This is a genomic window from Microbacterium sp. (genome assembly GCF_036566905.1).
In the GTDB taxonomy this organism is placed as follows: domain Bacteria; phylum Actinomycetota; class Actinomycetes; order Actinomycetales; family Microbacteriaceae; genus Microbacterium.
In genome coordinates, this window is sequence record NZ_DATCVK010000188.1 from 1 (window position 1) to 12,033 (window position 12,033).

Below are 12,033 nucleotides of genomic sequence, written 5' to 3' on the forward strand. Positions count from 1 at the left end.
TCAGCGGCGACGCGTTCGGTGCGGGCCCGCTCACGCTCGAGACGTGCGGTGGCCTCGGCCACCTCGCGCTCGGTGCGGGCTCGCTCCAGGTCGACCCGCGCCTCTTCGAGTGCCGCGTGCTCACGTTCGGCGAGTGCGCGCTTCGCGAGCCGCTGCTGTGCGGCCGCGGTGCGGGCGTTCAGCTCCAGGCGCACTTCCTCGGGCGTCTCGCTCGTCTCGGCGAGCACCCGAAGAGCCTGGTTCAGACGGACGGCGTTGCGCTCGGCGGCGTCGAACTGGCGGCGGCTGTGCCACGTCGGCAGCAGATAGACGAGCCACAGGCCCACGGCGACGAGAACGATCACTCCCCCGCCCCACACCTGCCCGCCCATGCAGACCACGGTATGCGACGGATGCCGATGGCCCCGGCATCCGCTGGCGTGTCCCTCAACACCACCCGGTTGTCCGGTTCGACGCGCTCGCCTGGGAAAGCGTGTCTCGGGACGTGTATCGCTACGCGTGCAGCCGGTCTGCGGGCGGCACCGTCGCAGCATCCTGGGGTGCGCGTCCCGAGATCCAGCGCTGCAGCACGCCCTCGGGCACGTCCTCTCGCACAAGGGCGAACGCGTAGTGGTCGCGCCAGTCGCCGTCGATGTGGATGAACCGGCGACGCAGCCCCTCGTAGCGGAAGCCGAGCTTCTCGACGACGCGCAGGCTCGCACGGTTCTCGGGACGGATGCAGATCTCCATGCGGTGCAGCCGCAACTCGGAGAAGCAGATGTCGGTGGCGAGCGCGACCGCGGTCGGCGTGATGCCCCGGCCCGCGAACCGCTCGCTCACCCAGTACCCGATCGTCGCCGACGCGAGCGAGCCGCGCGCGATGCCCCACACGTTCAGCTGGCCCGCGATCTCACCGTCGTACTCCATGACGAACGGCACGCCGGCGCCGTCACGGTACTGCTGGAGCAGCCGGCGCACGCCCATCCGCATGTCGAACGACACCGGTCCATCGGGACTGGTCGCCTCCCACGGGCGAAGCCACCCACGATTGGACAGCAGTTCGTTCTGCAGCACGCGCGCGTCTCGCTGCTTCACGAGGCGGATCGCCACCGACCCGTGCCGACGAGGAGCCGACAGATCCACGTGACTCCCTCGAACGGGCGGCGTCAGAGATTCGCCGCGAACTCCTTGAACCAGGGACGCAGTGCGGGGCCGAGATCGTCCCGATCCGCCGCGAGCTGCACGATGGCCTTGATGTAGTCCACCCTATCGCCGGTGTCGTAGCGGCGGCCACGGAAAACCACCCCGTACACACCGGGGCCGTCGGGGTCCGCCGCGAGCTCCTGCAAGGCGTCGGTGAGCTGGATCTCGCCGCCCTTGCCGGGCGCCGTGCGCTCGAGGATCTCGAACACGTTCGGCGACAGCACGTAGCGGCCGATCACCGCGAGGTTCGACGGTGCGTCCTCGGCGCTGGGCTTCTCGACCAGGCCGTTCACCTTGACGACGCCGTTGCCGTCGGTCGACTCGACCGAGGCGACGCCGTACAGGTGGATGTGCTCGGGGTCGACCTCCATGAGGGCGATGATCGCCGCGCCGGTGCGCTCGTGCTCCGCGATCATCGTGGTCAGGAGCGGGTCGCGCTCATCGATCAGGTCGTCGCCCAGCATCACCGCGAACGACGAGTCGCCGACGTGCGCCTTGGCCCGCAGCACGGCGTGCCCGAGTCCCTTCGGCTCACCCTGGCGCACGAAGTGGATGTCGGCGAGGTCGCTCGACTCCAGCACGCGGTGCAGGCGGTCGGTGTCGCCCTTGTCCTTCAGCTTCTCCTCGAGCTCGGGAACCGAGTCGAAGTGGTTCGAGATCGCGTTCTTGTTGCGTCCGATGATCACCAGGATGTCGTCGATGCCGGCCTGGGCGGCCTCTTCGACGACGTACTGGATCGCCGGCTTGTCCACGACGGGGAGCATCTCTTTGGGCATGGCCTTGGTGGCGGGGAGGAAGCGCGTGCCGAGACCTGCGGCCGGAATGACAGCTTTGATGGAGGTATGGGGCATTCCCCGAGTCTAGGTGGCGGGGCCCGCCCGACACGGTCGCACCGACCCGTGTGACGAGCGCGCCGTAGAATCGACTGCATGTCCGACGCGATCGCCGATGCGAAGCGCGCGCTGCGCGCCGAGCTGCGCGAGCGCCGCCAGCTGATCACGCCGCAGGCGCGCGAACTCGCCGAGGCGGGCGTCCACGCTCAGCTCGACGCCCTCGTCGCCGAGCACGGCGCGCGATCGATCTCGTGTTTCCTGTCGACCACCACCGAGCCCGGCACGCGTTCCTTCGTGACGGATGCCGTGGCCCGCGGCATCCGCGTGCTCCTCCCGGTGACGCGCACCGACGGCCTCCTCGACTGGGCCGTCGCGACCGCCGACGGCGACATCGCCGAGGGCATGTTCGGACTGCCCGAGCCGGTCGGCGAGCTGCTCGGCCCGATCGCCGTCAACGACGTCGACCTGCTCGTCATCCCGGCGGCCTCGGTCGACCGCAACGGCATGCGTCTCGGCTGGGGCCGCGGCTTCTACGACAAGACCCTCGGGTCGATGGAACGCTGCCCTCCCGTATACGCCGTCGTCTTCGACTCCGAGTTCGTCGACGAGGTCCCCAGCGACGAACTCGACCAGCCCGTGACCGGCGTCGTCACGCCCACGCGCACCATCACCCTCGCGCCCAGCCGGCGCTGACACCCACCGAGAGAGCCATGCCCACCTACGCCTACGCCTGCAAGCAGTGCGGCCACCGCTTCGATGCGGTGCAGTCCTTCGCCGACCCGACCCTCACCGAATGCCCCGAGTGCGGCGGCGTGCTGCGCAAGGAGTACGGCTCGATCGGCGTGACCTTCAACGGCTCGGGCTTCTACCGCACCGACTCGCGCGCCGGTGCGAAGAGCGGTGGAGCGCCGGCGAGCGGCGGGACGGACGCCTCGAGTGGCGCCTCTTCGTCGACTTCGACATCATCGAAGTCCGAGGCGAAGGCCTCACCCGCGTCGTCCGGATCCTGATCGTCCGGAGCCCCCGGCGCGGGCGGACACCCAGGGGGTACGCGTGATCAAGGGCTTCAAAGAATTCATCCTGCGCGGCAACGTGATCGACCTCGCGGTCGCCGTCGTCATCGGCGCCGCGTTCACCGCCGTCGTCAACGCGATCGTCACCGGGCTGATCAATCCGCTGATCGCCCTCGTCTTCCAGGCGGACAGCCTCAACGACATCGTCATCGCCGTGCCGAACCTGCGGGGAGGCACGACCGACTTCGCGATCGGCCTCATCCTCGCTGCGGTCATCAACTTCCTCGCGGTCGCCGTCGTCGTGTACTTCGTCTTCGTCTACCCGATGAACCGGCTCAAGGAGCGGGCAGCGGCCAAGGCAGGGATCACGCCCGCGGATGAGGAGCCGAAGCTGCCGACCGAGCAGGAGATCCTGGTGCAGATCCGCGACATCCTGGAGAAGCAGGGATCCGCGAGGTCCTGAGCCTCTCAGCGACGCGTTTCGTCTCGGTCGCTGGCGCTCCCTCGGTCAACGACCGGATCTCAAGCATCCCTGCACCCGGTCGTTGAGCGAGCGAGGAACGAGCGAGACGAAACGCGCGAGGTCCTAGTAGTGCGGGGGGACGTCGCGCCGCAGGCGCTCGTCGTTCGGCCCCGCTGAACCGGGGGTCGAATCGGGCGCCGCGGCGGCGGCATCCGTCGTCTCATCGCCCGGTACGGGCTCGGCGCTCGTTCCGGGCGCAGGCGTCAGCTTCGCCCGCCGGGAGCCCTTGACCCGCTCGATGCGCTGGCGGTCACTCGACGACATCGATCGGCTGGGTCTCGTTGTCCACCCGGGGCGCGTCGGGCGGCACGCCCAGCATCGCGGCGATGCGCTGCGCGACGTCGGCGGGGTCGCGGTAGAGATCGAACGAGTGCACGCGCACGTAGTGCCAGCCCAAGCGCCGCAGGATCTGCGGGCGCAGGCGCAGCGACTCGCGCAGCGACTCACCGATCGTCTCGGGGTCGCTCTCGACCACGACCGCCTTGCCGTCGTACTGGGCGACCAGCGGCAGCAGGCCGCGGTAGTGCACGTCGACCGAGAGTCCGGCGCGGCGCAGTTCGCGGGCGAGGCCGCGGGTGAGCGGATCGGCGAGGTCTTCGAGGCGCGCTTCGCGCGAGCGGGCGGCGATGCCGCCGAGGATCGTCATGAGGGTCGCCGCGCCGTACTCCAGGCGTCCGTCGTCGAAGGCCGAGGGCCGGATCGACGACACGATCACCATCGAGCGGCGGGCGCGGGTCATGCCGACGGTCAGCAGCCGCTCCCCGTCGGGCGACGAGAGGTCGCCGAAGTCGCTCAGGACGCGGCCGTGCTTGGTGAGGCCGAAGCCGAGGGAGAAGACCACGCGGTCGCGACTCTCGGCGACCGACTCCTCGAGGGTCAGCACGGCGAAGGGCTCGGCGGTGTCGCGCGAGACGAAGTCGGCGACGTCGGAACGTCCGGCGAAAGCGGCCTCGACGGCGGCGCGGATCCGCTCGGCGTGCCGCGCACTCGCGGTCACGACCATGAGCGACTCGCTCCCCCGGTTGACCGCGTGCTCGACCACGAGGGTGACGACGCGGGCCACCTCGGAGTCGGGGCTCTCGACGGCTCCGGTGACGGGATCGGGCGTGCCGTGGCCGCCCTCCACGTAGTCGACGGCGAGGCTGCCGCGGCCGAGGTACGAACCCGCCCAGGGCAGAGACACGAGCTCGCCGCCGTAGAACGCGTCGTTCACGAGGGCCGCCAGGTCTTCGCCGCCTGCGCGGTAGCTGCGGGTGAGCGTCTCGACCGGCAGCAGCTCGGCGAGACGCTCGAACACGCTCGTCGAATCGAAGGGGACCTCGTCGTCCTCCGCGCGCTCCGCGGAGGCGGCGGCGGAGGCAGCGGCAGGCGTGGTCCCGTTGGTTTGAGGCGGCGTGGTGGCGCCCGACACCGCGGATCCGGCGGCGACGCGGAACGGCGTGGGCTTCTGCGTGACCGGGTCGCCGAATGCCACGACCTGTCCGGCCCGGCGCAGTGCGGGTGCGGCCTCGGCGAGGCAGAGGGCTCCGGCATCCGCCAGGATCACCACGTCGAAGCCCACCGCGTCGGGGATGCGCGGCACCTCGTACGGCGACGCCAGCCACACCGGCGCCAGCGTGCGCGAGAGCACCGGAGCGACCGTGGCGAGCTCGGCGGGCGTGATCGCCCCGCGCTTGAGCGCCTGCTTCAGCCCGTCGGCCTCGCTCTTGTGGTCGACGATCCCGATGCGCCACTGCGTGGCGAGGTGGGCGGCGAGGAGAGGGCCGGATGCCGAGGCATGGGCTTCGTCGACGAGCCGGAAGTCGCGCTCAAGGCGGTCGACGACGGCGGTGTTCGCGCCGAGGACGGCGCGGTCGGTGCGCAGCAGCAGCTCGAGGGCGGACTGCCACCACGCGTATTCGAGCTCGGCCGCGACCTGGTCTTCAGGCACGTGCCGCACCGACAGCTCGAGCAGGAGGGGCTCGAGGCCCATCGCGGCGAGCTCTGTGCGCAGCGTCGCACGCTCCTTGAGGTTGTCGAACACGTCGGAGTCGGCGGCGAGGCCGGCGAGCGTCCGCACCAGCTGTTTCACCGGGAGCGTCGAGAGCCTGTCCGCCTCGCTGCGGCCCAGAGCGGCGTCGAGTTCGGCGAGCTCGGCATCCACCCGCTGCCAGGCGACCTGCACGTCGGCGAGGCCCAGCGGCAGCTCGGGCGTGACGCCGGTGTCGACGTACCGCTGCCACTCGGTGCGCTGCTGCTGGATGCGCACGAGCGCCTCGTACATGTCGGGCACGTGCACGCCGGGGCGCAGGTACTCGCGCGACAGCCGGCGCAGCCGGCGGCGGTTGGCGCCCGTCATGTCGGGCGCGTCGCGCCGCGGAGCGTGCGCCTGGATCAGCTCGCCGAGCGGCCGCTCGAAGACGGTGAGGCTGAACCGGTCGAGGGAGTCACGGATGCCGCGCAGCAGGCGCAGGTACACCCCGAGTTCCGCGATCGTCCGGAAGGGACGCATGCGCGTCTGGGCGATGAGCTCGTAGCCGCGCTCCAGGAGCGTCGGCACGTCGCTGCGATGCAGCTTGCCGGCGAGGCCGTGGGCGCCGCGGGCCTCCTCCACGGTCGCGAACGTCACGCCGTACCAGGGCGAGTCGTCGGGGCCGAACCGGAACTCGCCGAGCCGTGCGGCGGCGGCGAGCTTGGCTGCGGCATCCTGTCGGGTCGTGGCGAGGTTGGCGAGCGCCTCCGCGTCGAAGCGGGCCTCGGTCGCCGGGGCGACGCCGCGCTCGGCCAGCTGCGCGAGCTCGCGGAGGATGTCGAGGACCGACACCCCGAACGCGGGATGCTGGGCGGTCACGGCCGAGCGATAGTCGCGGAGGACGCCACGCAGGCGCACGAGCGCGTCGTCGATGTCGGAGACCTTCGGCGCCTGGGCCTTCTCATTGCGGCCGATGGCACGGATGAGGTCCCGCTGCAGGCGGTCGGGCGAGACCGCCAGTCCCGGGAGCCCGATGCCGGCGAGTCTGTGGCGCACGCCGTCGAGCGTCGAGCGCCGGGCACTCACGACGAGCACGCGCTTGCCGTCGCGCACGAGGGCGCCGACGGCGTTGATCACGGTCTGGGTGCCCCCGGTGCCGGGCAGCGTGTGGACGACGAGCCACTGCCCGTCGGTCACCCGCGCGAGCACGCGCTCCTGCTCGGAATCGGCATCCAGCAGCAGCATGTCGGCGGCCGGAGGGCGTTCGTCGGGGCTCGTGGGCACGGGTCCGCGGCGGTGGAGCGTGAGGGACTCGCGGTCGGCGACGTGGCCGGCCAGCGCGTTCAGCACCCGGTGGTCGAGGTTGGACGCATCGAGCGCCATGTCGCCGCCCACGTCGGCGAAGCTCGACACGAGCAGGCGCGGCTTCACCGCGAAGCTGTCGATGGATGCCGTCAGCGCGCGGATGTGGTCGATGACCGGCTGCGGTTTGAACACGCCGTTGTCATACGCGAGGGCGGCGAGCCCGCCGGCGTCGATCATGATGCCGAAGTGGGTGCGCATCGCGCGGACGAGCTCGGGGTTGACCGAGAACGTGCCGTGCAGTTTGAGCTCGAAGTCGCCGTGGTGACGGCGGATCGCGAGCGGCCGCAGCAGCACCGGTGCGCTCCAGCCGATCCCGCCGAGACGGAAGGTCGCCAGGCCGACGGCGAGGCGCACGGCATCCAGGCCGCGCGTCGTGCGGAGCTCCTGGTCCTTCGCGGTGATGCGCTCGGCGGCCAGACGCGCGTTGCGCAGCGCGACCTCGTCGCGGAACAGGTTCGACAGGAGCGTGGAGCGCCCGGTGATGAACTGGGGAAGGCTGCCGGGGTGCGCCTTCGTGATCTCGATGGACGCGTCCTGGCCGTCCGTGAAGTGCAGGAGGGTCGACCTGCCGCCCAGGGCGGCGGCCTGCAGGCGGAGCCGGTCGCGCTCGGACTCGGCGACGTGCACGACGGTGACGTCGGGTTCGGCGAGACCCAGATCGCCCGGGGTCACGTCGTACCCGCGCTCGGCGTCTGCTGGGCCCAGCACGGCGCTCCGTTCTGCTCGCCACACACGTGCCACCCTAAAGGCGACGGCCTCCGGGTACTTGCAATGGACCTGAGTTTCGCGGTATTGGACGCGGCCGGATTAGCGTTCGCGCAGCCCCTCCTCCCCAGCCCGACGGGTCGCGCGGCATCGCACAGATCGGATGCCGGAGCCCCCGCCGCGTCGGCGCGCGGGGCCAGGATGGTCGCATGACCCCCGAGGAACCACCCCGCTTCCGCGTCCACCCGTCGCCGATCGGCGACATCCTCATCGTCACGACCGCCGACGGCATCGTGACACTCCATCCCTTCGACGGCCCCCTGCACGCCGAGATCGAACGCGTCGCGCTGCAGCTGCGCGCGGTGCCGGTTCCCGACGAGGGGAGGGATGCCGCCGACACTGTCTTCGACGTGGCGATCGACCAGCTCGACGAGTACTTCGAGGGTGACCGCCGCGAGTTCGACCTGCCGCTGGACTGGCGGCTGGTCCGCGGCTTCACGCGCGCGGCACTCGAGGCGGTGTGCGACATCCCCTACGGCGAGACCGCGAGCTACGGCGAAGTGGCCGTCATGGCCGGCACCGCTCGCGCGGCCCGCGCCGTCGGCACGGCGTGTGCGACGACGCCCTTCTCGGTCGTGGTCCCGGTGCATCGCGTGGTGCGTGCCGACGGATCGCTCGGCGAGTACGGCGGGCGGCCCGACATGAAGCGGTTCCTCATCGATCTCGAGCAGGGGCCCGGCATCCCGCAGGCACCGAGCGCGGCCGACGCGGGCGGGGCGGACGCCCCTGACGCCTCGGTCGACGCGAAGCTGGCGGCGGGCGTGTAGGCCGCCCGCACGCCGCGAGGCCCGGGCGGAGCGTCCGCCCGGGCCTCGCATTCCACCGACAGCGTCAGTGATGCGTCGCCTTCTCGGCGCCGAACCCGGTGAGCGACCGCACCTCCATCTCGGCCGCCTTGACCCGGCTCTCCGCCTTGCGCGAGGTCACCGAGCCGAGCCAGCCGAGGAAGAACCCGAGCGGGATCGAGACGATGCCCGGGTTGTTCAGCGGCCAGATGGCGGTGCCGACCTTGAACACGCTGGTCTCCGTGCCCCAGAACACCGGCGACAGGAAGATGAGGATCACCGCGGCGGCCAGGCCGCCGTACATGCTCCACACCGCGCCTCGCGTGGTGAACCGGCGCCAGAACAGCGAGTACAGGATGGTCGGCAGGTTCGCCGAGGCCGCCACCGCGAAGGCGAGGGCGACGAGGAACGCCACGTTCTGTCCCTGCACGCCGATGCCGCCGACGATCGCGACGAGGCCGATCACGACCACAGTGCGACGGGCGACCTTGACCTCGCCGTCCGGCGGCACGTTGCCCTTCTTGACGACGTTCGCGTAGATGTCGTGCGCGAACGACGCCGCCGCCGTGATGGTGAGCCCGGCGACGACCGCGAGGATCGTCGCGAAGGCGACTGCCGAGATGAATCCGAGCAGGAGCGGCCCACCGAGGTGCAGTGCGAGCAGCGGCGCGGCGGAGTTGACGCCACCCGGGGCTGCCTTGATCTCCTCCGGCCCGACGAGCGCGGCGGCACCATAGCCGAGCACCAGCGTCAGGAGGTAGAAGATGCCGATCAGCCAGATCGCCCACACCACCGACCGACGCGCCTCCTTGGCCGTCGGCACCGTGTAGAAGCGCATCAGCACGTGGGGCAGGCCGGCCGTTCCGAGCACGAGTGCGATCGCCAGCGAGATGAAGTCCCACGGGTTGGCGCCGTACTGCAGACCCGGTCCGAGGATCGCGTCCTGCGGGTCGCTCGTCGACGCCGCGACCGCGCTCTCGAGCAGGGCATTGAAGTTGAACCCGTTGAGGGCCAGCACCCAGATCGTCATGACGAGCGCGCCGCCGATGAGCAGGAACGCCTTGACGATCTGCACCCAGGTCGTGCCCTTCATGCCGCCGATGAGCACGTAGACGATCATGAGCACGCCGACGACGGCCACGACGATCGACTGACCCAGGGTCTCCTTGATCCCGAGCAGCAGCGACACCAGGCCGCCGGCGCCCGCCATCTGCGCGAGCAGGTAGAAGAAGCAGACCGCCAGCGTCGTGATCGCCGCCGCCATGCGGACCGGTCCCTGCTGGAGGCGGAACGACAGCACGTCGGCCATCGTGAACTTGCCGGTGTTGCGCATGAGCTCGGCGACGAGCAGCAGTGCGACGAGCCACGCGACGAGGAACCCGATCGAGTACAGGAACCCGTCGTACCCGTTGATGGCGATCGCACCGCAGATGCCGAGGAACGATGCCGCCGACAGGTAGTCGCCCGAGATCGCGAACCCGTTCTGCGGGCCCGTGAACGAGCGTCCGGCTGCGTAGTAGTCCGCGGCCGTCCGGTTGTTGCGGCTGGCACGGATGACGATGAACAGCGTCACCGCGACGAACGCCGCGAAGATCGAGATGTTCAGGACGGGGTTGTTCTCGACCGTCTGCACGGCCGCGTGGATGGCGCCGAAGACCTCGTTCACGACCGCACCTCCTGCTCCTGCGCCTCGAGCTCGCCGCGGATCTCCTCGGCGATGGGGTCGAGCTTGCGGTTGGCGTACCAGACGTAGGTCATGGTGATCGCGAACGTCGTCACGAACTGGCCGAGCCCGAACAGCAGACCGACCGTGACGTCTCCCCACACGCGCTGCGACATGAAGTCACGTGCGAAGGACGACAGCAGGACGTAGGCGAAATACCAGACGAGGAAGGCGATCGCGAGCGGGAAGACGAACCCTCGCTGCCGCCGTTTGAGCTCCACGAACCGCGGTGATTCCTCCACCGCGATGTAGTCGATACCGCCCGGCGGGGCGGTTTCGGTCGTCGATTCGGACATGTGGCCTCCTTGCCTCATGAACGGGCGCTTCGTCGCGCCCATCGGGGGGACCCGGACCACGTGTGGGCCGTGCCCCGGGTGGTAAAGTCGACGCTACGAAGGCGGCGAGGACGCCGTCACCCCCGGAAGTAGGTAGTCGTGGGCGCGTCCCTCCCACAACGTGCGCCGAACCCCGATCGCGCTCGCGCAGGGGTCGGTTCGGTCGTCGATGGACTCGACGGCGATACCGGCGATGCCCGGGCGCTCGATCACGCCGTCGCCGAGCTCGTGCGCCGCACGCGATTCCCGGTCGGATTCGGCGGACTCGCGCAGGGCGACACCATCTATGTCACCTCTATCCACGGCGCTCGCACACGCCGGCTCGAGGGCCTCGTGGTCGAGGCCTCCCGCGGACTCGGCGGGCGCGCGCTCGTCGAGAAGCGTCCGCGACTCGCGCTGGACTACAGGTCGTCCCGCAGCATCACGCACGACTACGACCGCGCCGTCCTCGGCGAGGGCATCGCCACGCTGTTCGCCGTTCCGGTGATGGTGGGCAACCGTGCCCGCGGCGTCATCTACTGCGGGTCCTGGGCGGAGTCGCCGGTCGGCGATGTCGTCGCCCGCCCCGCATTCGCGGTCGCTGAGGAACTGTCCGCCGAACTGCGCATCCGTGAAGAGGTGCAGCGCCGGCTGACCCTCTCCCCCGCCGGGCAGGTCACGATGCCGGCCACCACGCGCGAAGAGCTGCGCGAGACCTACGCCGAACTGCGCAGCATCGCCGCCGTCGTCGACGACCCTGCGGTGCGCGCGCGACTGGACCGCCTCGAGAAGCGCCTCGCCGCCCTCTCGCACGATGCGACGGAGCCGGCGCTCGACCTCGACGTGCGGCTGTCGCCGCGCGAGATCGACGTGCTGGCGTGCGCCGCGCTCGGCGCGACGAACGCCGAGATCGCCTCGACGCTCGACCTCAAAGAGGGCACCGTCAAGTCATATCTGCAGTCGGCGATGGCAAAACTGGATGCCTCCACCCGGCATGCCGCGGTCGTCACGGCTCGTCGCGCCGGCCTTCTGCCCTGACCGCCGAACTCTCGTCCTGCACGACATCCGACATGTCGCGAAATCCGCCGCCGTCAGGGTGATTCATCGTTATTCGGCCGACGGCCCCAATTCCCCGAGATAACGGTTCTCCACACCGGGAAAATACCGATGGTCGGGAGCGACAATTCGGCGTATTGTGCCCCCATGGCCCGAAGAATCGTTCACCAGCTCGTCGATGACATCGACGGTACCCTTTTGGAAGCCGGCGAAGGAGAAACAGTGCTGTTCTCCCTCGACGGCGTCGCATACGAGATCGACCTCACCGACGAGAATGCCGGAGCTCTGCGAAGCGCTCTCGAGCGGTACACCAAGGCGGCTCGCGCCGTCTCCTCCTCCCGCGCGACATCCGGCGCCGCGTCGGCCGGGCGAAAGCGCCGCCGCAGCGGGCAGCAGGATTTCAGCGCCGTCCGCGAATGGGCGAAGCAGAACGGCTATCAGGTATCGGAGCGGGGCCGGGTTCCGGCATCCGTTCTCGAGGCCTACGAGGCGGCGCACTGACGCACGCCGCCTCGCGGCTTTT

The 12,033-nt window shown here is 70.3% G+C and carries 13 protein-coding genes; 6 read left to right on the forward strand and 7 right to left on the reverse strand.

The window, feature by feature from the left end; genetic code table 11:
* The 3 genes from VIP82_RS15480 to galU form a co-directional block, all read right to left on the reverse strand.
* On the reverse strand, positions 1–371 hold a 371-nt coding region (locus tag VIP82_RS15480), incomplete at its 3' end, for a SepX/GlpR family protein (protein WP_527250132.1).
* A 121-nt stretch (positions 372–492) separates the two neighbouring features.
* On the reverse strand, positions 493–1,122 hold the full coding sequence (locus tag VIP82_RS15485; protein ID WP_331910171.1) for a GNAT family N-acetyltransferase: 630 nt from the start codon (positions 1,120–1,122) through the stop codon (positions 493–495).
* A 23-nt stretch (positions 1,123–1,145) separates the two neighbouring features.
* Positions 1,146–2,033 carry a UTP--glucose-1-phosphate uridylyltransferase GalU gene (gene galU / locus VIP82_RS15490; protein WP_331910173.1) on the reverse strand — a complete coding sequence of 296 codons (888 nt, stop codon included), beginning with the start codon at positions 2,031–2,033 and terminating at the stop codon, positions 1,146–1,148.
* Positions 2,034–2,111: 78 nt separating this feature from the next.
* Between galU and VIP82_RS15495 the strand changes: the two genes are divergently transcribed.
* From VIP82_RS15495 to mscL, 3 genes are read left to right on the forward strand one after another with little or no spacing between them, the layout of a single operon-like run.
* Complete coding sequence (locus VIP82_RS15495) at positions 2,112–2,708, forward strand: 5-formyltetrahydrofolate cyclo-ligase (protein ID WP_331910175.1); 597 nt, start codon at positions 2,112–2,114, stop codon at positions 2,706–2,708.
* 17 nt (positions 2,709–2,725) lie between these two features.
* The gene (locus VIP82_RS15500; protein WP_331910177.1) at positions 2,726–3,025 is read left to right on the forward strand and encodes an FmdB family zinc ribbon protein; all 300 of its coding nucleotides are present in this window, start codon (positions 2,726–2,728) and stop codon (positions 3,023–3,025) included.
* Positions 3,026–3,068: 43 nt separating this feature from the next.
* Positions 3,069–3,491 carry a large conductance mechanosensitive channel protein MscL gene (gene mscL / locus VIP82_RS15505; RefSeq protein ID WP_331910179.1) on the forward strand — a complete coding sequence of 141 codons (423 nt, stop codon included), beginning with the start codon at positions 3,069–3,071 and terminating at the stop codon, positions 3,489–3,491.
* A gap of 123 nt (positions 3,492–3,614) precedes the next feature.
* Here mscL and VIP82_RS15510 read toward each other — a convergent pair whose 3' ends face one another.
* Positions 3,615–3,815, reverse strand: coding sequence for a hypothetical protein (locus tag VIP82_RS15510; RefSeq protein WP_331910181.1), 201 nt, complete (start codon positions 3,813–3,815; stop codon positions 3,615–3,617).
* Positions 3,802–7,572, reverse strand: coding sequence for an AAA family ATPase (locus VIP82_RS15515; protein ID WP_331910386.1), 3,771 nt, complete (start codon positions 7,570–7,572; stop codon positions 3,802–3,804). Before VIP82_RS15515 ends, VIP82_RS15510 begins: the two co-directional genes overlap by 14 nt.
* Before the next feature lie 209 nt (positions 7,573–7,781).
* On the opposite strand from VIP82_RS15515, the gene VIP82_RS15520 reads away from it, so the two are divergent.
* The gene (locus VIP82_RS15520; protein ID WP_331910183.1) at positions 7,782–8,399 is read left to right on the forward strand and encodes a methylated-DNA--[protein]-cysteine S-methyltransferase; all 618 of its coding nucleotides are present in this window, start codon (positions 7,782–7,784) and stop codon (positions 8,397–8,399) included.
* Positions 8,400–8,463: 64 nt separating this feature from the next.
* On the opposite strand, the gene VIP82_RS15525 is transcribed toward VIP82_RS15520, so the two are convergent.
* Positions 8,464–10,083 carry a monocarboxylic acid transporter gene (locus VIP82_RS15525; protein WP_331910185.1) on the reverse strand — a complete coding sequence of 540 codons (1,620 nt, stop codon included), beginning with the start codon at positions 10,081–10,083 and terminating at the stop codon, positions 8,464–8,466.
* A complete protein-coding gene (locus tag VIP82_RS15530; protein ID WP_331910187.1) occupies positions 10,080–10,436 on the reverse strand; it encodes a DUF485 domain-containing protein in 357 nt (118 codons plus the stop codon). Before VIP82_RS15530 ends, VIP82_RS15525 begins: the two co-directional genes overlap by 4 nt.
* A 138-nt stretch (positions 10,437–10,574) precedes the next feature.
* On the opposite strand from VIP82_RS15530, the gene VIP82_RS15535 reads away from it, so the two are divergent.
* Positions 10,575–11,492 (forward strand): LuxR C-terminal-related transcriptional regulator, encoded by a 918-nt coding sequence (locus VIP82_RS15535; protein ID WP_331910189.1) that lies wholly within the window; start codon positions 10,575–10,577, stop codon positions 11,490–11,492.
* A 165-nt stretch (positions 11,493–11,657) separates the two neighbouring features.
* Positions 11,658–12,011 carry a histone-like nucleoid-structuring protein Lsr2 gene (locus tag VIP82_RS15540; RefSeq protein WP_331910191.1) on the forward strand — a complete coding sequence of 118 codons (354 nt, stop codon included), beginning with the start codon at positions 11,658–11,660 and terminating at the stop codon, positions 12,009–12,011.
* The last annotated feature ends 22 nt before the right edge of the window (positions 12,012–12,033 follow it).